The organism is Armatimonadota bacterium (genome assembly GCA_013314775.1).
Classification (GTDB): domain Bacteria; phylum Armatimonadota; class Zipacnadia; order Zipacnadales; family JABUFB01; genus JABUFB01.
On the sequence record JABUFB010000009.1, the window covers coordinates 36,848 to 59,192 of the forward strand.

18 protein-coding genes and 1 tRNA gene are annotated in these 22,345 nt (G+C 63.3%); 4 read left to right on the forward strand and 15 right to left on the reverse strand.

All coding sequences use genetic code 11. The features are described from left to right. Positions 1-7: 7 nt before the first annotated feature. From HPY44_11580 to gmk, 11 genes are all read right to left on the reverse strand, one after another. The gene (locus tag HPY44_11580; protein ID NSW56650.1) at positions 8-1,378 is read right to left on the reverse strand and encodes a B12-binding domain-containing radical SAM protein; all 1,371 of its coding nucleotides are present in this window, start codon (positions 1,376-1,378) and stop codon (positions 8-10) included. A gap of 6 nt (positions 1,379-1,384) precedes the next feature. Further along, positions 1,385-3,568, reverse strand: coding sequence for a hypothetical protein (locus HPY44_11585; GenBank protein ID NSW56651.1), 2,184 nt, complete (start codon positions 3,566-3,568; stop codon positions 1,385-1,387). A 91-nt stretch (positions 3,569-3,659) separates the two neighbouring features. Then, the gene (locus HPY44_11590; protein ID NSW56652.1) at positions 3,660-4,118 is read right to left on the reverse strand and encodes an EamA family transporter; all 459 of its coding nucleotides are present in this window, start codon (positions 4,116-4,118) and stop codon (positions 3,660-3,662) included. A gap of 88 nt (positions 4,119-4,206) precedes the next feature. Beyond that, positions 4,207-4,839, reverse strand: coding sequence for a corrinoid protein (locus HPY44_11595; GenBank protein ID NSW56653.1), 633 nt, complete (start codon positions 4,837-4,839; stop codon positions 4,207-4,209). A gap of 79 nt (positions 4,840-4,918) precedes the next feature. Beyond that, entirely contained in the window at positions 4,919-6,754 is a 1,836-nt protein-coding gene (locus HPY44_11600; protein ID NSW56654.1) for a DUF4445 domain-containing protein, read from the reverse strand. A gap of 124 nt (positions 6,755-6,878) precedes the next feature. Next, on the reverse strand, positions 6,879-7,238 hold the full coding sequence (locus HPY44_11605; GenBank protein NSW56655.1) for a tetratricopeptide repeat protein: 360 nt from the start codon (positions 7,236-7,238) through the stop codon (positions 6,879-6,881). A gap of 53 nt (positions 7,239-7,291) precedes the next feature. Continuing rightward, a complete protein-coding gene (locus tag HPY44_11610) occupies positions 7,292-8,230 on the reverse strand; it encodes a methionyl-tRNA formyltransferase (GenBank protein NSW56656.1) in 939 nt (312 codons plus the stop codon). Beyond that, complete coding sequence (gene def / locus HPY44_11615; GenBank protein NSW56657.1) at positions 8,227-8,820, reverse strand: peptide deformylase; 594 nt, start codon at positions 8,818-8,820, stop codon at positions 8,227-8,229. Before def ends, HPY44_11610 begins: the two co-directional genes overlap by 4 nt. Before the next feature lie 17 nt (positions 8,821-8,837). Continuing rightward, the gene (priA, locus tag HPY44_11620) at positions 8,838-11,411 is read right to left on the reverse strand and encodes a primosomal protein N' (protein NSW56658.1); all 2,574 of its coding nucleotides are present in this window, start codon (positions 11,409-11,411) and stop codon (positions 8,838-8,840) included. Further along, positions 11,360-12,718 carry a methionine adenosyltransferase gene (locus HPY44_11625; GenBank protein ID NSW56659.1) on the reverse strand — a complete coding sequence of 453 codons (1,359 nt, stop codon included), beginning with the start codon at positions 12,716-12,718 and terminating at the stop codon, positions 11,360-11,362. The genes priA and HPY44_11625 overlap by 52 nt, the downstream gene beginning before the upstream one ends. Positions 12,719-13,777: 1,059 nt before the next feature. After that, positions 13,778-14,404, reverse strand: coding sequence for a guanylate kinase (gene gmk / locus HPY44_11630; protein NSW56660.1), 627 nt, complete (start codon positions 14,402-14,404; stop codon positions 13,778-13,780). 169 nt (positions 14,405-14,573) lie between these two features. Between gmk and HPY44_11635 the strand changes: the two genes are divergently transcribed. The 3 genes from HPY44_11635 (at position 14,574) to HPY44_11645 (ending at position 16,579) form a co-directional block, all read left to right on the forward strand. After that, positions 14,574-14,647 (forward strand) — tRNA-Gln (locus tag HPY44_11635). A gap of 132 nt (positions 14,648-14,779) precedes the next feature. Further along, on the forward strand, positions 14,780-15,784 hold the full coding sequence (locus HPY44_11640) for a membrane dipeptidase (protein NSW56661.1): 1,005 nt from the start codon (positions 14,780-14,782) through the stop codon (positions 15,782-15,784). A gap of 54 nt (positions 15,785-15,838) precedes the next feature. Next, complete coding sequence (locus HPY44_11645) at positions 15,839-16,579, forward strand: hypothetical protein (GenBank protein ID NSW56662.1); 741 nt, start codon at positions 15,839-15,841, stop codon at positions 16,577-16,579. 78 nt (positions 16,580-16,657) lie between these two features. Here the strand turns inward: HPY44_11645 and gatA are convergent, their stop codons facing one another. The 4 genes from gatA to HPY44_11665 form a co-directional block, all read right to left on the reverse strand. Further along, positions 16,658-18,091: an Asp-tRNA(Asn)/Glu-tRNA(Gln) amidotransferase subunit GatA gene (gene gatA, locus HPY44_11650; GenBank protein ID NSW56663.1), complete on the reverse strand. Its 1,434-nt coding sequence runs from the start codon at positions 18,089-18,091 to the stop codon at positions 16,658-16,660. Positions 18,092-18,143: 52 nt separating this feature from the next. Continuing rightward, positions 18,144-18,437: an Asp-tRNA(Asn)/Glu-tRNA(Gln) amidotransferase subunit GatC gene (gatC, locus tag HPY44_11655; GenBank protein NSW56664.1), complete on the reverse strand. Its 294-nt coding sequence runs from the start codon at positions 18,435-18,437 to the stop codon at positions 18,144-18,146. Positions 18,438-18,746: 309 nt separating this feature from the next. Next, positions 18,747-20,090: an NTP transferase domain-containing protein gene (locus HPY44_11660; GenBank protein NSW56665.1), complete on the reverse strand. Its 1,344-nt coding sequence runs from the start codon at positions 20,088-20,090 to the stop codon at positions 18,747-18,749. Continuing rightward, the gene (locus HPY44_11665) at positions 20,087-21,433 is read right to left on the reverse strand and encodes a hypothetical protein (GenBank protein NSW56666.1); all 1,347 of its coding nucleotides are present in this window, start codon (positions 21,431-21,433) and stop codon (positions 20,087-20,089) included. The genes HPY44_11660 and HPY44_11665 overlap by 4 nt, the downstream gene beginning before the upstream one ends. Before the next feature lie 675 nt (positions 21,434-22,108). On the opposite strand from HPY44_11665, the gene HPY44_11670 reads away from it, so the two are divergent. Beyond that, the gene (locus HPY44_11670) at positions 22,109-22,342 is read left to right on the forward strand and encodes a hypothetical protein (protein NSW56667.1); all 234 of its coding nucleotides are present in this window, start codon (positions 22,109-22,111) and stop codon (positions 22,340-22,342) included. The last annotated feature ends 3 nt before the right edge of the window (positions 22,343-22,345 follow it).

The following is a 22,345-nucleotide window of genomic DNA, read 5'->3' on the forward strand; positions in this document are numbered from 1 at the left end:
GGTCCCATCAGAATCGCATCAGCTTGAGCAACGTCTTCTGCAGGCCCATGGGTGAGCAGACCGACTGCACCGTGCGCCAGAACCGCTTGCGTCCCAGGTAGAAACGCAAGTAAGCTTCGCGCTTGAGCCGCACCAGCTTCCCGGGCGGCAAGACCTGCGCCGAACGGTAGGCCGGCACCTTGTAGTAGTCCATGTCCGTCATTTCCAGGCCCACAAGCTGCCGCGTCATATCCCACAAGTGGGTATGGGGTAAGGGTGTGGTGATGCTGAAGGTGGCGTCGTCCAGGGGCAGCGAGCAGGCCAGTTCCACCGTCGCCCGCGCCTCCTGCTCAGTCTCCGTGGGCGCGCCCAGCATGAAATACCCCCGTGCGCACAATCCCAGATTCTTCGCCATCGCCACTGCGCCGCGCACCTGGTCGATGGTGATCCCCTTCTGGTAGATCTCGTCCAAGATCCGCTGGCTTGCGGATTCGATCCCCAGGTGAATGATCCGAAGCCCTGCTTCCTTCATGACCGCAAGTGTCTCGCGGTCCACCACGTCCGCGCGCACATTGCATCCCCATACCAGCCCCAGCCGCGCCCGAACCATCTCCCCGCACAGTTCGCGCATCCAGGCCCGGTCCAGCAAGAAGGTGTCGTCCAGCCACATCACGCCGTCGATCCCGAAGCGGCCCTTGAGTTCCGACAGCTCCGCAACAACATTGCCCGTAGAGCGTCGCCTGATCTGCTTGCCAAAGATTGTGTGCAGCGTGGGTTGGCAATATGCGCAGTTGAATGGGCAGCCACGCGACGCGATGATCGACGTCCCACGCAGCCCCATGCCCACAGCATCCAGATGGTACCACAGCCGCAGGTAGCGGGGCATATCCAGCAGGTCCCACGCCGGGAACGGCACATCATCGAGGTCATCCACCGGCTGTGCGCAGCCGGTGGAGATGAAATGCCCATTCTCCACGTAACCGAACCCCTGGATGCCTCGCCAATCCAGGTCGGCATTGAGTAGCGCCGGAAGCGCGCGTTCGCCTTCGCCCACACAGACGGCACTCACTCCAGGCAACCGCGCGGCGCTTTCCGGCTCAACGGTTGGATGCGGCCCTCCGAGGACAATCACGGCTTCGGGCAGGACGTCCGCTGCAATCCGGGCCATCCGCGCCGCGCTGTCCAGCATCGAGGTGAGCGTCGAAATAGCCACCAGACGTGGCCGATGCTCATTCAGCTCGCGGGCGAAGTCCTCGAAGGGGCGCTTGCAGAAAGTAGCATCGAAAATGCGCGCTGGATGCCCCGCCTCTCGCAGGCATGACGCAAGGTAAGCCACCCCAAGCGGCGGGTCGCCTGAGGGATACCTGGTTCGCGGAAACACCAGCAGGGTCTCATGCACAGGCAGCTAACCGATCCCGGGCTCTGTCAGGTGCACATCGCGCCGTCTGAAATACTCAAAGGCCAGAAGCCCGGCAATGGTTCCTGCCCCCACAAGATGAAGGAACAGCCCCGCTAGCACAGTCCCGGGCCAGTAAGCGAGGAACACCCGGCCAGCGGCGCCCGAATCGAGCTTCAGAGCCTGAAACACGCCGCCTACCGAATGAACCGGGAGAGCCCTGCCATCCTGCCAGGCGCGCCACCCCGGATAGGCGGTGTTGGTGATGACTAGCCGTCTGCCCGGAGGCAGCGCAGGGGTTTCAGCCGCCAACGCACCGGGCTCCAGAGACGTGATCCGCACTCTTTCGGATGGCTGAGACATAGCCAGCCGCGTGAGCATCCGCGTGCCTCGGCGTTTGTCTTCCACCGGCAGGCGAGTGACGAAAGCCCTGGGAAGCGTGTCGGCCCGCGGCGTAATGCGCACCCCGTTCACCACATCGTCTCCTGATGCCGAACTCGCTTCGGTCAGCACCCGGCGCACCCCCGCGAGCCGCAGCAGCGGCGACTGGGTGTTCTCCAGCAGAATCATGTTCCCATTGGCTTCGGGCGAAGGCGTCGCGCCGTTCTCGATCAGGCCGGCCAGCGTCAGACTGGCGCGGGGGTAGAGCGAATCGTAGCCTTGAATGCTCTCCAGGCCCGGGTAAGCGGAGGCTGAGTTGGGGGGCATCAGCGCCCGGGGCCTTTGCAGGAGCGTCCACTGGTGGCGCGGGGTGACGGCGAGCAGCCTTTCCCCGGGCGCCGCTTCCTCCTGGAGCCTGTGGATCAGCGCAGTATCCGGGTACAGGCGATCCCCCGGGGCGCGGGGAATGGTCATCCAGCCCCACCCGGTGAGTTCAGCAGACAGTACGACAAGCACCGCCACGGCTGCAACCGGCGCAAATCTGGCCAGATCCGGTCGGCAATTGGTCAGCCGGGACTGTAACGCGTCCAGCCCCAGGGACGCGAGCACAGCAAGCCCGAAGGTATACAGGAACAGCAGCCTCACAAAGCCTCCCGCAAGACCCACGCCGGGCACCAGCCTGAAAACCAGCAGGGCAGGTGGTCCGGCCATGGCCGCCCATAGTACGAGGACCGCCATGAGAAAGAAGGCCCAACGCCACCATCGCCTGGACAACGCCAGCCCCATTACAGCCAGCAGCAGCGCACTGATGCCTGCAAAGCCGGCACGTTCGCCGTAGCTGAAAAGCGGGTAGTCACTGCGCGCTGGGTGCCCCAGGGCATCCGGGAACACAAAAGTGATCAGCTCTGCGGGCTGCAGCGCAAAACGTTTGTGGAACCCGAACAGACCGGGATCCGCCTGGGCCCCGCCGCGCGGGGAAAGCTGCGCGAGTTCGAGCCCCGGAAGCAGCTGCACCGAAGCAAGCAGCCCGGCGGTCAGCCCCGCGACCAGCAGCCACGAAAGCCCTCGTCCCTTGCCGTGCAGGAGAGCATGCAACCATCGCGCTGCCGCGTAGACCAGTGTCGCCAGCAGAACATACGCCGCGATCTGAAGGTGCCCGGACAGGACGGCCATCCCGGCGCAGCCTCCGCACACTACGGCGCCGGTTCTTGCAGAGCCTCGGCGCCTGCGTGAGATCATCTCAACACCCAGCAGGCACCCGGGCAGCCATGCAGCGGCATTGGTCATGGTGGGCAGGGGAACCAGGCCGATCATCGGCCCGCCGAGGGCGTATGTCATGCCCCCAAAGGTAGCGCTCACGGCGTTGATGCCCAAGATTCGCAGGAAGGCGAAGGTGAGCAGCGCAGCGAGTATGTGGTGGAGCAGCGCGGAGAGAACCAGGCACACGCGGGAAGGGATCATCGCGTAGAGCCAGTTGGGCGGATAGAAGATCGCAGACTGACCGTTGCCGGCGAAGGGGTAGCCGCAGAACTGCTGCTCGTTCCATAGGGGGATGCGACCGGCAGCCAGTTCGCGCCCGAGTTTCGCGCGCCACGGGTAGAACTGCGCAACTCCATCCCACCACCAGGCTTGCCACTGCACGGGTTTCTCAATCGGCGGGTACTCATCCGCCCAGGGCAGCATCCATGTCTGCTGGTCGGCAGGCACCGGCACTTTGCCCTGCAGGTACCACGGCGCCCAGAACCCGGCGATCACCAGGATCAGAAATGCAGGCGCAAGAACCGCGGGCTTGCACCACATCGGTGCGCTCATGCGGGCAGTCTGACCCTCCTGCAGACAGCAAAAAAGCCGGCATCCGCCAGCTTCATTGTACTGTGTCCGGAATGTGCTGGGAACCGGGAGATCAGTGGTTCCCCGTGCCTGCGTCTGACATAGCCGAAGGGGCAGGGGCGGACTTCGCGCTCTCTGCGCCTCCGTTTTCGGAACTGAAGGCCAGCATCACGACCCCGGCGAGGATGACCGCAATCGCGGCGATGCGAAGCGGAGGGATCTCCTCATGGAACAGCTTCCACGATGCTGCAACCACGAGAACGTAGCTGAGGGCCACCATCGGGTAAGCCAGGCTCAGCGGGAGATGCTTGATGGCCACCAGGTAGACCAGCGAACTCAGGCCGTAGCAGACGAACCCCGCGAAGACACGGGTGTTGGTGAAGATGGACGCGATGATTGCGCTCACGGCGGCATCTGCCGGAAGTTGCTTCAGCCCGGCCTTGAGCATGATCTGCCCGGCTGCACCAAGGCCGATGGCGACGATGAGGATAATGAAGAATGGCAGCATGGTGGTCAGCGATCCCGGCTTCATTGGCACACCTTCGCGCAGACAACACAACCCGGGTCCGGCGGACCGAATGCCACCGGACCCGGTATCAGACGCTTCTGTGCACAGCACTCTAGCCCAGCAGTTCTCTGACCTTGTCCACGGCGGACGCCGCATCCGGGGCGTACCCGTCCGCGCCGATCTCATCCGCGTAGTTCTGAGTCACGGGCGCGCCACCGATGACGACCTTGACCTGGTCGCGCACACCGGCCTCCTTCAGCGCATCAATGGTGTCCTTCATCGCGGGCATCGTCGTGGTCAGGAGTGCAGACAGCGCGACCACGTCCGCGCCCCCGCTCTTGACGGCATCCACGAACTTCTCGGCTGGAACGTCGACCTCGAGGTCCAGCACTTCGTAGCCGCCACCCTCGAGCATCATAGCCACGAGGTTCTTGCCGATGTCGTGCAGGTCGCCCTTGACCGTGCCGATGGCAACCTTTCCTCGGGGCTGAACTCCACTTTCGGCCAGCAGGGGCTTGATGATGTCCATCCCCGCGTGCATGGCGCGCGCGGCGATCAGGACCTCCGGCACGTAGAACTCGTTGTTCTTGAACTTCTCACCAACGACGGACATTCCTGCGATGAGACCGTCATTGATGATGTCAGCCGGGGATACGCCTTCGTCCACGGCCGCTTGCGTCAACTTCGCGACATCATCGCGCTTGCCCGCGATGACACTGTCCGCCAAGGCCTGCAGGTCCGCCATTGAACGTGTCCTCCTGTCTCCATTCGGAACCATCCGTGGGTCCGCATAGTGTAGCCGAAAGGCCTATGCGGTGCAACACCTAAGGAAACATCATCGTTTCCATAAAGGCCATCTGGAACTCGGGCCGGCGCGAGAGCTCAATGTGCTCAGCCGAAGCGGCAATCTCCACCGACGTTCTGCGCTCTTCCTTCGAGATCAGGGCAAGCAGCGCACCGGCGCCCGCAGCGTTCCCGACCCCTTTGATCCGCTCCAGAGGAACAGGCGGAAGCATCCCCATGCGCAGGGCGCTCGCCGGGTCGATATAGTTCCCGAACGCGCCGGCGAGCAGGATCTCGTCGAGATCGTCAGCGGAAAGGTCCGAAAACTGCAGAAGTAATTCGATGGCGGCACGAACAGCACCTTTCGCCAGTTGCAGTTCACGCACATCCCGCTGCGAAAGATAGATCGGACGCGCGGCATCCAGAGCGCTCAGCAGGAAACGACGTTCGTTACCGTCGCCCACAATACGCGCCTGAGCGGCCGCCGACATGTTCTCCGGAAGCGAACCGTTCACGAATCGCCCGCCCTGATCCACCACGCCCAGTTCCAGCGCCACCGCCAAGGCGTCGAAAAGCCCCGATCCGCAGATCCCCACGGGCTCTTGGCCGTCGATTGTCTGAATCGAGATGTCGTCGCCGTCGATTGAGACATGCTCAATTGCGCCGGGCGCGGCGCGCATGCCGTGCTCGATCTGTGCTCCTTCGAAGGCAGGACCAGCCGCGCAGGAGGTCACCAGCAGCTTTTTCCCGGTCCACAGTGCCACTTCGCCGTTGGTGCCAATGTCTACCGCAAGCACAGGACGCGGGCGCTCGATCATGTCGGTGGCCAGGATTACCCCTACAGTATCAGCGCCCACGAAACCGGCGATTACAGGGAGACAGAACACGTTGCCGCGCGGGTTCATTCTCAGCCCCGCGTCAGCCGGCCGCAACTCCTGGGGCCGCGAGCTTACAGGGATGTAAGGCGCCTGGGCGACGTAGCGCGGGTCCAGCCCCATGAAGAAGTGGTTCATGGCCGTATTCCCGACCACCGTCACCTCGTAGATCTCTTCGTGTCGGCAGTCGCAATTTGCCAGCGCCTTGTCAATGACGTCATTGACCGTGCCCACAACCAGCTCCCGAAGCTCCTCCAACCCTCCCTCGTGGCTGTTGGAGTATTCAATACGGGAGATAACGTCCGCGCCATGACGACCCTGTTCATTGTAAGCCGCAGCCGCCGAGAGCTGCCTGCCGGTGAGCAAGTCTACCACATAGGCGACAACGGTGGTGGACCCGATGTCCACTGCTACCCCCAGGGTGCGGGGCGGCTCGAGACCTGGGTGAACGTCCACGAGGCGTGAACCGACGATGGAGGCGACTACCTGGAAATGATCCGCCCGTAACGCTTCCGGCAGGCGCTGCAGAGCGGGTGGACAGGCATAGAGGCGCGGCACCAGCGGCTCAAGTGCGGTTGCGAGTCGGTCGAAGTCGCTGCGCTGGTCTTCGAGCGCCGGCGGATCGAGCTTCACCGGAATCTGCCGCACATTGGGCTCGAGCGCCACAGGCCGGACCAGTTCGCCATCGAGGGACTTGGTGCCGATGACGCGCGCAGTGGCAGGGACCAGAACGACTGCATCTCCCAGAACCCGCGTCTGGCAGGCGAGGCGCACGCCCTGAGCGAGCTCGGTTTCATCCAGCGCGCGTCTCTCAGCGTCAGTGGGTTCCGAGACGTTACCCTCAATGACCGTGAACTTGCACTTGCCGCAGGTTCCCCGCCCCGCGCATGGCAGGTGTAGGTCGATATCGGCCGCGTGGGTGATGTCGGACACCAACGTGCCGGCGACTGCGCGGACCTGCAGGCCGTCCGGTTGGATGAGTACGGCAATCTGTTCAGCCAATGGTCTGCCCTCAGCACTTAGCCCGGGGCGATATGGTGTTTCGCGCTCCCGGGCCCGTACTCTCAAATGCCGCTACCGGCCTGGCCCCCCGGGGTGTTCGGGGGAATGCCGGCAGACAGAGGTGTTAGTAGTAGCTCAGGCTCTTCTTTGCTTCGCCTGCTTCACGGGACGACGGTGCGACCTCGACCACTCTTTCGAGATACGGGCGCGCTTCATCGAACTCGCCCATCATTTCCAGGAACTTTGCCAGATCCAGGAGGAACCTGGGATTGTCGGGCTCCAGTTCGCAGGCTGTACGAAATGCCTCGGGGGCACCGTCAAAGTCACCGGAGTTCATGAGAACGTGCCCCATGGACCAGTGGCAACAGGCTTCATTGGGACAGGCCTGCGCCACTTCTTCAAGCAGTGACTTGGCTGTGGCGTAGTCTCCGTTCAGACGCGCCTGCTCGGCCTGCTCATAAAGCCGCTGGATAGCCTCTTCCATGAACTGCGACTCTTTACTCCAAGGGTGGTCGCTCTACGTGTTTGCTCAATAAGTTAACCGAATTGGGCGCGAATTTCAAGCCGTGCTCCGTTCAGCCATTCGGCCGCTGACATACTCGCCCTCCCCGCGCCCTGCACCTGGGTGACAACCAGAGCCCCCCTCCCGCATGCCACGGTGAAGCTCTCGCCGGGCTTTATTTCCACAACGGACCCGGGAATACCTTCAAGCCCTTCCTGGCTTTCCACGGGTTTCGCCTTCAGGATTCTCAAGAGTCGGCCACGGTAGCTCGTGTAGGCGCTCGGCCAAGGATAGTATGCCCTCACCTCGCGCTCAATCTGTTCAGCCGGCTCGCGCCAGTCGATGAGACCATCCGCCTTTCGGATGCAGGGCGCCCACGTTGCCTGGCTCTCATCCTGCGGCACAGAAGGCGCGTTTCCGCTTTCGATCAAGTCCAGCGCATCATCCAGCGCTGCAAGACCGATCTCAGTCAGGCGGCTCATCAGAGACGCCGATGTGTCGTCCGGATGGATGGCGGTCCTGCGCTGCACAATGATGTTTCCCGCATCAAGCTCCTGCACGAGTTCCTGCACCGTTACCCCGGTTTCGGACAGTCCCTGCAAGATCGCATGCTGCACCGGCGCGGCGCCCCGAAGTTTCGGCAGCAGCGAGTAATGAACATTGATGAACCGCAGCGGGTCACGGTCATCCGGGAAGTCGCACGGAATGATCTGCCCGAATGCCACGACGACGCAGAGATCGGGTCGCGCGTCGCGCAGCTTCTCGCAAGCCTCGCCGCACGCCCCGCGTTCGGGCTGCAACACGGGCAGGCCGAGTTCTTCGGCCACTTTCTTCACCGCCGGTGGCTCGAGCGCGCCGCTTCTTCCACGTGGCCGGTCGCATTGGGTGACCACCGCCACGATGTCATGCTTCGGAGCCAGATGCTCCAGGTACCTCGCCGCCGTCGCGGGTGTCCCGAAGAACGCCAACCTCATCGTCCACCACTCCTGTTCCTGCGCATACGCTCGAAGCGCTCCTTGGCCTCCTCCCAGGTGGTCTCGTCGAAACGGTACCCATGCTCGGCGCTTTCGTCAGGGACCATCCACCTCAGCGTACCCTCTTCCGCGCGGTCCACGAAAAGTACGCCGTTGAGGTGGTCAATCTCATGCTGGATAGCACGGGCCATTAGCCCTTCGGCCTCGATCCGCAGATCCGCCCCGTCCAGGCCCACGGCCTCAGCGATCACCCGGGCGCTGCGGCGGACCACGGCGTGGAGTGTGGGCAGGCTCAGGCAGCCCTCCATACCCTCCTGTTCGCCTTCGCGTTCCACGATGCGGGGGTTGAGCAGGCAGACGATCTCCGCATCCTCGTCCTCCTCTGTCTCCGCATCTTCATCAATCCACTGCAGACAGACCGCGCGCAGGGACTCGCCCACCTGGGGTGCCGCAAGTCCTACGCCCCGGGCCTCGATCATGGTGGGAACCATGTCGTCGAAAAGCTGCAGGATCTCATCGGTTATCGCATGAACCGGTTTTGCCTTCTTGCGCAGCACCGGATCTCCACAGAACAGAATCTCGCGTTTCATAGCACTCTTTTCTCATGTCACATCATGTCTTGCGGGTCGATGTCCACGGTTATCCGGGTCTCACCGACGTCGCCCAGCTGCTCGCACAGACCGTCGAGGGCGCGGCTGATGCGCGCCGGGTCCGGTCCTTTGATGAGCATGTGGAAGCGAAACTGGCCCCGCAGCTTGCGCAGCGGCGCCTCCACCGGCCCCAGGTAGTGAACCTCACCACGTCCGCGTGCGACACCGGATTCCTCGAGGATCGCCGCGGCTCGCGCGGCGATTCGGGCAACCTGTTCGGGGTCCGGGTCAGCGAAAGTGATCCGGACCAGGGAGCTGAAGGGAGGATACCCATTCTCGCGCCTCGAAGCAAGCTCTCGGTGGTAGAACTCGGAGTAGTCGTGACGGCTCGCGGCGGCAATTGCAGGATGCTCCGGGTTGTACGTCTGCACGATCACCCGGCCCGGTCGGTCCGCGCGGCCAGCGCGCCCGCTCACCTGAGTCAAGAGCTGGAATGTCTGCTCGGAAGCCCGGAAATCAGGCCGATTGAGCCCCGTGTCCGCGTTGAGCACACCCACCAGGGTCACGTTGGGGAAGTCGTGGCCTTTGGCGATCATCTGGGTCCCCACGAGTACGTTGGCATCGCCTCGTGCGAATCGGCGCAGGATTTCGCCATACGCACCTTTGTTGGCGGTGGTATCCCGGTCCAGGCGGACCACAACCGCCCCCGCAATCCGGCGCTCCACCTGGTCAGCGACCCGCTCAGTACCCAGCCCGCGGTAGCCGATATCGTATCCCTGGCAGTTCTCACACTGATCGGGCACTGCACGCTCGTATCCGCAGTGGTGGCAGCACGCCCGGCGCGTTCCGTGATGGTAGATGAGCGCAACCGCACAGTCCGGACAACGCAGGCTGTGGCCGCATTCGCGGCACAGGATGAAGGTGGAGAACCCTCGTCTGTTCAGGAACAGCATGGCCTGTTCGCCATTGTCTACGCACTCCTGCAGGGCCTGCAGAAGTGCCTCCGAGAACGTGCCGCCCTGTCCGTCCACCGGCTCTTTGCGCAGGTCCACAATCTGCACCGGTGGAAGCGGGCGGCTGTCGACACGCTCCGGAAGTTCCACCAGGCAAAGCCCGCTGTCTTGGGCCTTCGCTGCGAAGTACGTCTCAATTGACGGCGTCGCGCTACCCACGATGAGCACCGCGTTCTCACGCCGGGCACGCTCCGCTGCCACAAGCTGGGCGGCATAGCGCGGATCGGAATCCTGCTTATAGGCGCGCTCGTGCTCCTCATCCACCACGATCACGCCCACATTGCGGCACGGTGCGAAGATCGCGGAACGCGCGCCGATCACGATGTCGGCATCGCCGCGCTGGATGCGGTCCCATTCATCGTACCGCTCTCCGGGCCCCAGCGAACTGTGGAGCACCGCCAGCCTTTCGCCAAATCGCGCGCGGAAACGCCCCACCGTCTGGGGTGTGAGGGCGATCTCCGGCACGAGCACGATAGCGCCGCGCCCTGCCTCCAGCGCCGACCGGATGCTGTGAAGATACACTTCCGTCTTGCCGCTTCCTGTCACGCCGAATACGAGCACCGCTTCGTGCGTACCCCGCGCCAGGGCCTGGCGCACCCGGTCCACCGCCGCCTTCTGCGCGGCGTTGAGGTTCAGGAACAACTCGCTCTCATTGCCGATCGACTGCTCCTGGGGCGCACGCTCCACTCGGCTTTGCCCAATGCAGACCAGCCCCGTCGCGCGCAGGGCATTGACCGCCTGTCGCGGAAGCTCCGATACCGGCACCGGTTCGTCGGCTTTCATCAGCGCCCGGATCACTTCAGCCTGCTTCGGGGCCCGGCGTTCCAGCCCCGCAGCGACGGCCTCCCAGTCCTCCTCAGCATCCCCCGCGAGTTGCGCGGTCAGACGGGTCTTCGGCGCGGCTGCGGGGCGGCTGACTTCCCGGCGCTCCACAACGAGCCCTTTCCTGATCAGCCCCTGGAGCGCCGCTCCGGCTTTCGCTGCCCCTGCCTTTCCGCCTCCGAAGGCCTTTCCAAGCTGCCAGACAGTGGCCGATTCTCGCTGCCTCAGTTCCTGCAGGACCACATTCTGATTGGGCGCCGATGAGACTGCCAGGTCCGCTGAGGCATGCCTGCCCGCTTCGGTCAGCTCCACCGTCCGAACTGCTTTCCTCACACCACCAGGAGGCAGGAAGCACCGCAGCGCATCGGCCAGCGAGCACCGGTAACGGTCCGCCATCCACAGCGCAAGGTCAACGTCCTGAGGACGCAGAGGGTCTTCGTCGCTGAGCTTGTCGGTGATTGGGCGTGTGCGAAAGTCTGGCGCGGTCTCGGTGATGCGGATCACAAACCCGGGCACAGTCTGCCTGCCCAAAGGCACGCTGACGTAGCTGCCCACATGCACCTGTTGGCGCAGGTGCTCGGGCAGCGAATACGTCAACACCCGGTCCAGGGACCGGGTGTCAGCGTCAACGATGACCTCGCAATAGGCGTCGCTCTGACGCGCTTCGTCCGCGAACAGCGAAGCCTGAAACGGTTGCTTGCTCCTCAGAGACCCGCGACCTCCCGCAGCCGGTCCACCATGTCCAGCTTCTCCCAGGTGAACTCCGGCTCATTGCGTCCAAAGTGACCGTACGCCGCGGTCTTCTTGTAGATCGGCCGCAGCAGGTCCAGCTTTTCGATCATCCCGCGCGGCGACAGGTCGAACTCATCCGCGACGATCTTCGCGATCTGCTCCTCAGGAATCTTCGCGGTCCCGAAGGTGAAGACCGCCACAGAGAATGGCTTGGGGTCGCCGATGGCGTAAGCGATCTGAAGCTCGCACTTGTCGGCGAGCCCCGCCGCTACGATATTCTTGGCCATGTAGCGGGTCATGTAGGCGCCCGAACGGTCCACCTTGGTGGGGTCCTTGCCGCTGAATGCGCCGCCGCCATGCCTCGCCAGGCCGCCGTAAGTGTCCACAATGATCTTTCGGCCGGTCAATCCGGTATCCGCCTGCGGCCCGCCGATCTCGAAAGCCCCTGTGCAGTTGAAAAGGAACTCCGGGTCGCCGTCGGGCAGCAGTTCCCGCGGAATGATCGGGTCAACCACTTGCTCGTACATCTCGCCCTTGATCGCTTCGCAGGAGATGCCGCGCTTGTGCTGGGCAGCCAGGAGCACCTTGGTTACCGCGACGGGCCGATCATCCTCGTACCGCACGGTCACCTGGGTTTTCCCGTCCGGGCGCAGGTAGTCCAATGCGCCGTTCTTGCGCACTTCGGCCAGCCGCTTGGCCAGCTTGTGGGCGAGGATGATCGGGGTCGGCATGAATTCGGGCGTCTCGTTGGTGGCGTAGCCGAACATCATGCCCTGGTCGCCGGCCCCTCCGCGGTCCACACCCATTGCGATATCCGGCGATTGGCCATGGATCGCCGTGAGGACACCGATAGTCTCGGAGTCGAACCCGTATTTGGCGCGGGTGTAGCCGATCTCTTCCACCGTCGCCCGGACCACATCATCCACGGGGCAATAGCAGTTTGTGGTCACTTCCCCCGCAACGATGCAGGTGCCCGTGGTAACGAGGGTCTCCACAGCCACGCGCACCGGTAGCTCATTGCCCTTGGCGTCCTTGTATTCGTGATGCGCCAATATGTAGTCCAGGACAGCATCGGATATCTGGTCGCACATCTTATCGGGGTGGCCTTCCGTGACCGACTCCGATGTCAGGTGGTATACCCTCGCCAACTTAGAGCCCTCCTTGCGGTGAGACTGCCTCGGGTCCGAGGAGCCGTTCGACCTCGTCGAGTATCTCGATGGCCACTTCCCGCTTTCCGGTCTTTTCAACGTGCCGCGCCAGGCCGTCCCGGGAGTACATGGCGATCTCGTTGGTGTCGGCGCCGAAGCCGGTGCCCGGAGCCGTAATGTCATTGGCGCAGATCAGATCAAGTGCTTTGGCCGCAAGTTTTGCCTGCGCATTCGCTTTCAGATTCTCGCTTTCGGCGGCGAAACCTACGTGGATCTTGCTCCCCTTCAGAGAGCTAACACTTGCCAGAATGTCCGGCGTTCCCACGAGCTCCAGGCTCGAAAAGCCGCCCGACTTCTTGATCTTCTGTTGCGCGGTCGCCGCAGGCGCGAAATCCGCCGGTGCAGCCGCGCCGATGAGGACGTCACAGTCATCGTAGGCCGCGAGCACCGCGTCCAGCATCTCCCGAGTGGTCTCCACGGATACAACCTGCGCACCCCATGGCGGCCGCAGTTCCGTCGGCCCGCGCACAATAGTCACTTCTGCTCCACGCGCCATGGCCTCCTGTGCCAGCGCGAACCCCATCTTACCGGAGGACGGGTTGCTGATGAACCGCACCGGATCGATCCATTCCCGCGTGGGCCCGCAGGTGATGAGCACCTTGCGTCCCTTGAGCTTGCTATCGATCGGCCCCAGGCCTTGGTCAATCGCATCCAGAATGTCTTCCGGCGGGCAGAGCCGTCCTTGTCCGGACTCCCCGCAGGCGAGATAGCCGCAATCCGGCCCCACGAACCCGTACCCCAGGTCTTTGAGTGTCTGCACGTTGCGAAGGTTGATGGGGTTCTCCCACATCCGCCAGTTCATGGCGGGGGCGAAGATCACCCTCCCTGCCGCCGCGCAGATCGTGGTGGTCAGCAGGTCGTCGCAGATACCCGCGGCCACTTTCGCGATCACATTGGCGGTGGCCGCCACAATTACGATAACCTCACCAAACTCCGCCAGTGAGATGTGCTGGATGTCAACGGTCGGGTAGGCGCTGAACATCTCGCTGGCCACATTACAGCCAGACAAGGTGCGCAACGTGGTCTCGCCGACGAACTCGAGAGCGCTTTGAGTTGCGATTACCCGCACCTCGGCCCCGGACTGCCTCAGGCGGCTGATCACATCGCAGGCCTTGTATGCCGCAATCCCACCGCAGACACCCACAACAACCCGCCGCCCCTGGAAGGTGGTGTGGCTCATCTTCAGCCCCCGCTTCCCAGAAGGCCCTTGACCAGCCCGTCGCGGTCAACACGAACAGCCCGGCAACCCTCAGCCACCAGAATAGCTTCCAGTTCGTCGGCCGCTTTCTTCACCGTTCCGTTCACGATCACGTACTCGAACAAGTCCATGTGGGCGATCTCGCGCCGCGCCGTATTGAGCCGCTGCCGAACTGCATCAGGCGACTCTGTCTCCCGGCCAACGAGCCTGCTCTCGAGCTCTTCCCAGCTCGGCGGCGCGATGAAGACCAACACCGCCCGGCGCCCAAGAGTGCAGCGCACTGTGCGTGCGCCTTGATAGTCAATTTCCAGGATGATGTCCTCCCCCGCCGCCAACGCATCCTCAACAGGCTTCCGGGGTGTTCCGTACGAAGTATCGGTATGGACAGTGGCCCATTCCAGGAGCTCGCCGGCGTCGCGCATGCGCGAGAATTCATCATGGGTGACGAAGAAGTACTCGACCCCATGCGTCTCGTTCTTGCGAGCCGCGCGGGTCGTGCACGAAATCGAGCGGCGCAGTTGAGGACGCCGCCGCATGAGTTCACGGATAACCGTGCCCTTGCCGACCCCGGAGGGGCCGGAGACCACCAGGAGAAGACCTTCGCGCTGCAACTTGCTCGCACCGGTTCAGGAGAGTAGAGTGCGCCCAGACGGTGAGGTCCGGCGCGCTCGAAGCGTAGGTTAGCACAAGCAAGGAGCATTGGCAAGCCACGAGCCGCCAATAAGAGAACATCCGTTCTGATTGACAGGCCGCAGGTGCTTCGGTATCATAGTAGTCCGTTGCCGGGTGGTGTAATGGTAACACAGCTGACTCTGGATCAGCCATTCAAGGTTCGAGTCCTTGCCCGGCAGCCAACCTCGCACACAGCGGCGCCCTGCTCAATGCGGGCGCCGTTCTCATTTTCCTGCACCTTTTCCCGCAAGGTTTCCACACGCCGCCCGGCGAAAGCAGCGACGACGCGTATCCCCGGCTGGAGACACCCTACCATGTCCACCAATGCTCAGACCCTGCATCAGTCAGCCGTCATCATCGACGCACACAATGACAGCATCGTCCGCCGCATGGAACGCGGCCTGCCCACCGATCTCGCGGTGCCTGTGCCCGAGTTCCATGTGGACCTGCCCCGCCTGCGCGAGGGCGGTGTGACCGCCATGTTCACTTACTGCGGCAGCACGGACCTCGTCAAGTCCCTCCAGCTTATCGACGCCCTGCATGCCATGGTCGCGGAGCATCCCGATGGGTTTTCCCTCGCACTGACGGCCAGCGACGTGGTTGCTGCAAAGGAATCCGGCCGTATCGGTCTCATCCCCCAACTTGAGAGCCTGACCTGCTGCATGGGCAGCCTCGAGGTTCTCCGCGACCTTTATCGCCTGGGGGTGCGCGTGGGCAATCTCACCCACGGCGAGGCGACCGAGCATGGGACGCAGAAGAAGCCGAGTATTTTCGACTACGTGGATGCGTCCGACCGCGAGACATTCCGCCGGCCCTACTACGGCCTCACCGACTTCGGCCGAGAGGCGATCCGCGAGATGAACCACCTGGGCATGGTGGTGGACCTTGCGCATGCCAGCGACGCGGCTTTCTACGAGGCGCTTGAGATCAGTACAACGCCCCCGATCTTCTCCCACGGTTCGGTTTTCGCGCTATGCCCCCATTCCCGCGGGCTGACGGACGACCAGATCCGTGCCCTCGCGGGAGCCGGCGGCGTTCACGGGGTGGCCTGCTACACGAGGTTCATCCACCGCGAGCACCCTGACATGAAGAGCCTCGTAGACCTCATCGAACACAGCATCAATCTCGTCGGTCCCGACCACGTGGGCATAGGCGCGGACTACGATGGCCTGCCGGACACGGAGATCCCTGTGCCACCTGATGTCGGGCGGCTGGGAGAAATCACTGCGGAAATGGCTTCGCGCGGCTGGGATGACGAGACAATTCTCAAGGTCCTCGGCGGGAACTTCATGCGCATTCTCACGCATGTACTGAAGTAGTGGGCGGTATGGATCGGCATCGACCCGATCACGCGGGAAAGGGAGACGATGACCATGAAAAAGGGAAAGTCGGGGAGCAATCCCGGGCGGTTGCTCCTCTTGATTCCGCTGCTGCTGGTGGTCGCTGTGGCCGTCAACTGGCCCGACATCTCCGCAATCGCCAGGGGCGAGAAGACGCTCAAAGGCGTAATCATGGGCAGGACGACCAATGCCTCGGCGGCGATGGAAGGGTGGAAGCTGCCCGAGGACATGGGCGCGGAAGACGCGAAGGTCACGGTGGAGATCTTCCTCCATCAGGGCGATGCCTGCCACGTGGACTTTCTGTATCTCGGGCAGAGCCTGGGCACAGTTGAGCCTGAGCGGCTGCGCGTTGACTTCGTCGACACCGGGAGCGAGGCGGGCCGGAAGCGCTTCTCGGAGCTCAGCGTGGGCTGCGAGCAGGGAATGGCGATCAACGGAAAGACAAAGTTCAAACTCCCGCCGCGGAAACCCAAGCCCGGCGCGGCAACAGACGCCGGGCAGGCTGCCACGCAGACCAATATGCGAGGCAGTGCTCCGACGGAGCAAGAACCTGGCAAAGAGCGCACCCTGTACCTCACCCTGGATGGCGGCTGGGACATGGCGGACCTGCACCACATGCTGAACGGGGAGCTCGAAGCTGCTTATGACGGCAAAGGCCTCAAAATGACGCCCGAAGAGTTCGAGACCCACGTCACTGCGAAGAGGGAGGAGTTCAGGACGAAGCTGGAAGAGGAGATGAAGGCGCGCAAAGAGGCCGCAAAGGACGAGGGGTAGACGAGGGTCTTTGCCCGCCATACAAGGCCCGGCTCACGCGAGCCGGGCCTTGTGGTTCAACACGCTGTCTCGCCCCTGTTACCTTCTTGCCTGCTCGAAGGCATACCCCGCGCGCAGTACAACATCCTCTGCGAAGGGTGCCCCCATGATCTGCAGACCGATGGGAAGGTGATCTTGCATCCCGCACGGCACGTTCATGGCGCAGATACCGGCGATGTTCACCGGAATCGTGCAGATATCCGCGAGTTTCATGGCCATCTGGTCGAACGCGCCGAAGTTCCACGCCACACAGGGGGACGTGGGCGAGAGCAGTATGTCGAACTTCTCGAAAGCCTCATCAAAGTCGCGCTTGATGAGGGTCCGCACCTGCAGCGCCTTCTTGTAGTAAGCGTCATAGTAGCCCGCGCTCAGGGTGTACGTGCCCAGCATTATGCGCAGGCGCACCTCATCCCCGAAGCCCTCCGCCCGAGTCTTTGAGTACATGTCGTGGATGTCATCGGCGGGCAGTTCAGTCCGGTGGCCGTAACGCACGCCGTCATAGCGAGCCAGATTTGACGAGCACTCCGCCGGGGCGATGATGTAGTACACGGGCAGCGAATAGTCAATGTTGGGCAGGCTGACCTCTTCACACTCCACTCCGAGACCCGCGAGGGTGTCCACCGCCTGCAGAATCGAATCCTTGACCGGCGCGTGGATACCCTCGCCGTACACCAGTTCCTTGACGATCCCCGCCTTGAGACCCTTCACGTCATCCCCAAGGCAGGCCAGGTAATCCGGGGGCTCCATGCTCGCACAGGTGGAGTCCATCGGGTCCGGACCGGCGATGGTCTGCAGGAGAAGCGCACAGTCGCGTACATCTCGGGCGAAGGGACCGACCTGGTCCAGTGAAGACGCATAGGCGATGACCCCGTAGCGCGACACGCGGCCGTAGGTGGGCTTCATGCCCACGATCCCACACAGCGACGCGGGCTGACGGATTGAACCGCCCGTGTCCGTCCCCAGTGCCAGGAAAGCTTCCCCGGCCGCAACCGCCGCCGCGCTCCCACCCGACGACCCGCCGGGCACCTTGTCCAGGTCCAGCGGGTTGCGGGTGATCTGCAAGGCGGAGTTTTCGGTGGAGGAGCCCATGGCGAACTCGTCCATGTTCGTCTTGCCCAGCATGGGCATGCCAGCCTCGTGGCACCGGGCCACCACGGTGGCATCGTACGGGGGCACAAAATTCTCGAGAATCCGGCTGCAGCAGGTAGTGCGCACGCCGCGGGTGCAGAAGAGGTCCTTGTGCGCGATGGGCACCCCGGCAAGCGGCCCAAGCTTTTCCCCCGCCGCGCGCTTTTCGTCGACTTCGGCCGCGGCGGCCTCGGCATGGTCCTGGGTAAGCAGGACGAAAGCCTTCACGTCATCCTCTACCTGCTCGATCTTGTCGAAGCAGGCGGCCACGGCCTCCCGCGCGCTCACCTCGCCAGACTGAAGTCTCAGGGAAAGCTCGTATGCACTCAGTTCGGTCAGAGACACGGTAGACCCACCTTCGCGATCAGTTCGCGGAAATCGACAGACGCATACCAGGTTACTCCTCGACGATACGCGGCACCCGGAAATACTCCTCGAGGCCGTCCGGAGCGTTCGCGACAACTTCCTCAACCGGCAGGGACGGGCGCACTTCGTCCTCCCGGTACACATTGCGCATGGGTATCGCGTGGGACGTGATCGGCACGTCGGTGGTGTCCAGTTCCTGCAGGGCGCGGAAATGCTCAAGCACCCGGTTCAAGTCCTGCCCCAAGCGCTCCAGCTCAGCTTCGGTGAGTGCGAGATGGGCGAGTTTGGCGACGTGCTCAACTTCCTGGCGTGAAATCGCGGGCATCGTGAATCACCTTTGCGAGGGACGAGAGGGACTGTGCGGATTGTAGTCTCGGGCGGGGCTAGCGTCAAGGAAGAGGATGGGGCCGCACCATGCGCCCCACGGTGTGCTGGTTTGAGGGAGCGCTGCTTCGGCCGCACCGAAAGCAGTGTCACCCGACCCGGTCCCCGGGACCGTCGGCCGAAGGCCCTCAGCCCCGTGCTTCAGCGCGGGGCGACATTGTGTCAGGGGCCCGTGCTTCAGCGCGGGGCGACATTGCGTCAGGGGCCCGTGCTTCAGCGCGGGGCGACATTGCACCACAGACGCCGCGCATCACACGTCCGTACTGTCCAAAAGCCCCCGGCGCAGAGCGCTCCGGCGCACCTGGTCCAACGAGATCTTATTGTCGCGGATCTCCAGGACCTGCTTGTCCTGCAGGGCAATCTTGTTGGGCTCCAGGTCGGTGAACAGCAGCACACCGGGGCCAACCAGGGAGTTCGGGCCGATCTTTACACCAGGCATCAGCGTGGTATTGCTGCCGGTCTTGCAGTTGTCGGCCATGATGCAGCCCAGTTTCGGCGTGCCTGAATCCATGCGTCCTTTGCCCACGACCTCAACCTGCACGTTCTCTTCGTCGAAACGGTAATTGGCCGTCACTGTGCCGGCGCCCAGAGAGCAGTAGTCTCCGATAACCGAATCCCCCACATACGAGGCGTGGGTCCAGCACTGCTCGCCGATGACTGAGCGCTTCACCTCTGTGCCGAAGCCGATGACCGTGCCGTCGCCGATAGACGAACAGGCGCGGATCAGGCAGTTATTGCCGATGACCGCACCGTTGCCGATGTAGCAAGGGCCCTGGATCACCGCATGCTCGAAGACCCGGACATTCTCCCCGATATAGATGTGGTCGCCCTTGAGCACCGAGTGTTCGGAGATCTGGGCGGTCTCGGCGATATACGTGGGCTGGTGGGTGAGGAAATACTCATTGAGCACCAACAGGTCCCAGGGGAGCTTGTAGGAGCCGAAGAAGTCGCAGTATTCCACGGCCTCCACCTTGCGGCCCTGGTCGATCATCTTCTGGATCGCCTGTTCGTACTGGGCGTCTCCGGGGGGGCACTGTCGGATGTATCCGAAGATGTCCGGCGAGAGCATGTACACGCCGATAACGGCGTTGTTGGAGGGCTCCTTGCCTTTGTCGGGTTTCTCAACGATGCCGGTCACCCGCAGCCCATCCCCGCTGGTGTCCAGGCTGAGTATCCCGAACTTCCAGGTCTCCTCAACGGGTTGGCATGCGAACACCGCGTCGGCATTGACGGCCACGGGGAGCATCTTCTTGACCAGTCCGGGGTCGAACACGTCGTCACCGTTACATACCAGGAACTTGCCGTCACTCACCCGGGCCTCAGCGCTGAGGAGCGCGTCGGCCATACCCTTGGGCTCATCCTGGCGCACATACTCAATGCTAACGCCGCTGTGGGATGAACCGAAATACTCCACGATCTGCTCGGACTGGTGGCCAATGACGACCACCGCATGACGGACCTCTGCGGCCGCAAGCTCCTCCAGGACGTACTGCATCAGTGGCTTGCCCAGGAGCTTGAACATGGGCTTCGGCTTGTTCACCGCAAGGGGGAAGACGCGTTTGCCCGTGCCGGCCGCCAGAATCACTGCTTTCATGACATTGCCTCCCGGACGAATTCCTTGCCCATGCTCACCAGTTGCTCCAGCCGTGACTCGTTGAACGCTTCGGCGTTCACCTTCATGTATGGCGATGTGCCGCTGGGGCGCACCAGGAGCCAGCCGTCCTCCCAGTCCACCCGCACCCCGTCGAGAGTACTGATACGGCCGTCGAGAGCGGACATCCGCTCCCTTATGCGGTCCATCACAGCCCGTTTCTCGCTTTCCGGGCAGTCAATGCGGTTCTCGGATGAAAAGATCGGAGCAATGAAGCTCAACTCCTCGCGCACCGTGTTGATGTCCCGGTGAGCGAGAAGGAATGTGGTCGTGTACACGGTGGAAGAGAAGAACCCGAATGCCGGCAGGATGAAGTGGCCACACTCCTCCACACCCGCGACCGCGCCTCGATCATGCACCGCCCGGGCAATGTGGATGTCGCCAACCACTGTCCGGTGGAATGCGCCCCCGGCCTGGACCACCGCATCCTCAATGTATCGGCCGGACTCCGCCGACCCCACGATTTCCCCCCTGCCCCCTGCCTGCTCCAGAGCGACCCTTGCCACGATGGCATTGGCCCGCTGGAAGCCCAGGAAACCCTCGCGGTCCAGGAACACGACCCGGTCATTGTCGCCGTCCAGGCAGATTCCCGCATCCGCCTGACTGGCATTGAGAAACTCGATGGTCTTCCCGAGCGTGGAAGGCATCGGCTCGACTACCCGGTCGCACTGTTCCACATCCGGGACGCAGTTGACTTCGAGCACATCATGCCCCTGGCGGCGCAGGAACTCGGGAAGGTGGGTGGAGCTTGGTCCGCAGGCGCAGTCCAGCACCAACCTCAGGGGTTCCCGCGGCGCCGGGCAGATACGGGCCAGGTGTTCGTAGAGGATATCCGCGCCGGGCAGGAACTCTTCGTCGCCCGAGACCCTTGCCCGACATTCGGTGGCGGCGTAGAAGCAGGCCTCGATGCTCTCCTGGTTCGCACACATACCGCGCGGGTCGCAGAGCTTGAACCCGTTATAGTTCGGGGGATTGTGGCTGGCAGTGATCATCACACCCGAGTCGAATCCAAGCTCCCGGGTAAGGAAGTAAAGACCGGGAGTGGAGATCACGCCCAGGCGGGTGACGTGGACGCCGCAGCGACGCAGCTCTCTCGCAAGGATCCCTTCCAACTCGGGACCGCTGCGCCGAGTATCGCGCCCGATGCACACGCGCTTGCCTTCACCGAGATGCTCGGCGAAAGCTGCGGCGAGACGGACCACGAGCGGCTCCGTGATCTCCTCGCCCACTACGCCTCTCACTCCACAGGAGCCGAAAAGCCCGTTCACGAACTTGTCAGGCAGCAATGAAGAGCACCCTCCCCAGTCGTTGAAGCCTGCAGGCCACCTCGGCACATGCGTCCTCATCTGCTATCCGCAACGCACGAGGGCTCTGTCCGGCCGGATATGAGAACCTGGTGCACGGAACAGACGGTGCAGCAGGGCAAAGGGTAATACAGATTCTGCGTCGCGTCAATTGCGAGAGGACCCGGAGCGCACGCAGGACCCTCGGTTTCGTGGGACGTTTGCCGGCCGGGGCCGAAGCCGCGTTCAGCGAGCCCTTTCCCCGGAACCGTTGTCTCACAGCCCACGGAGCGGGCCCGATCATCAGCGCTGGTCTTCCTGCGAATACCCCGTTGCCTCACAGCCCGCGGAGCGGGCGACAGCCTGTAGCTGGGGGCGGAAGCCCCGGACTGCCGCCCCGCGATGTGCCGTGAGCCCCCGAGGGGGGCGACAGGCCGTTCCCCGCACACTCGGGTCCGGCCGCCCCCCGGGGGGCAGGGCTCGACGACGGCGACGACATTCCCCACCTGCCCACCTGGGGGTGCCGTCAACCTCCTTGCCCGCTGTCACCCATCTATGTTACCGGCCGACATCGCGACAGGACCAAAGTATCTTAACAGCAGCCGGCCTTACGGGTTATACTGAGACACTGCTTGAAATGCGCCGCACCCCAGCCCACACGCAAGGGAGATTGCCATCGTGTCCGAACACAAGCATGTTTGCCCGACCTGCGGAGAATCCACCTGCGAAGCGGGGCACCTGTGCACCCCGGTGCAGGGAGACGAGCACCAGTGCGAATGGTGCGGCGCCATGATCGTGGATGAGCGCCACATGTGCAAGGGCAAGCTCCCCGAGGTTGCCTACATCTGCAATAGCTGCGGCCGCACAGCTGTTTCGCCCGAGTACCTGTGCAAACCCGAAAAGATCAGGTAGCCG

What these genes read in the sequence shown, in the direction of transcription:
- def (NSW56657.1), bottom strand. Translation starts at nt 8,820, where the DNA reads ATGAAACGCGAGATTCTGTTCTGTGGAGATCCGGTGCTGCGCAAGAAG.
- HPY44_11610 (NSW56656.1), bottom strand. Translation starts at nt 8,230, where the DNA reads ATGAGGTTGGCGTTCTTCGGGACACCCGCGACGGCGGCGAGGTACCTG.
- gatC (NSW56664.1), bottom strand. Translation starts at nt 18,437, where the DNA reads ATGCCCGCGATTTCACGCCAGGAAGTTGAGCACGTCGCCAAACTCGCC.
- HPY44_11660 (NSW56665.1), bottom strand. Translation starts at nt 20,090, where the DNA reads ATGAAAGCAGTGATTCTGGCGGCCGGCACGGGCAAACGCGTCTTCCCC.
- HPY44_11625 (NSW56659.1), bottom strand. Translation starts at nt 12,718, where the DNA reads ATGACATTACGGCTCCGGGCACCGGCTTCGGCGCCGACACCAACGAGA.
- HPY44_11585 (NSW56651.1), bottom strand. Translation starts at nt 3,568, where the DNA reads ATGAGCGCACCGATGTGGTGCAAGCCCGCGGTTCTTGCGCCTGCATTT.
- HPY44_11640 (NSW56661.1), top strand. Translation starts at nt 14,780, where the DNA reads ATGTCCACCAATGCTCAGACCCTGCATCAGTCAGCCGTCATCATCGAC.
- HPY44_11645 (NSW56662.1), top strand. Translation starts at nt 15,839, where the DNA reads ATGAAAAAGGGAAAGTCGGGGAGCAATCCCGGGCGGTTGCTCCTCTTG.
- HPY44_11590 (NSW56652.1), bottom strand. Translation starts at nt 4,118, where the DNA reads ATGAAGCCGGGATCGCTGACCACCATGCTGCCATTCTTCATTATCCTC.
- HPY44_11595 (NSW56653.1), bottom strand. Translation starts at nt 4,839, where the DNA reads ATGGCGGACCTGCAGGCCTTGGCGGACAGTGTCATCGCGGGCAAGCGC.
- HPY44_11605 (NSW56655.1), bottom strand. Translation starts at nt 7,238, where the DNA reads ATGGAAGAGGCTATCCAGCGGCTTTATGAGCAGGCCGAGCAGGCGCGT.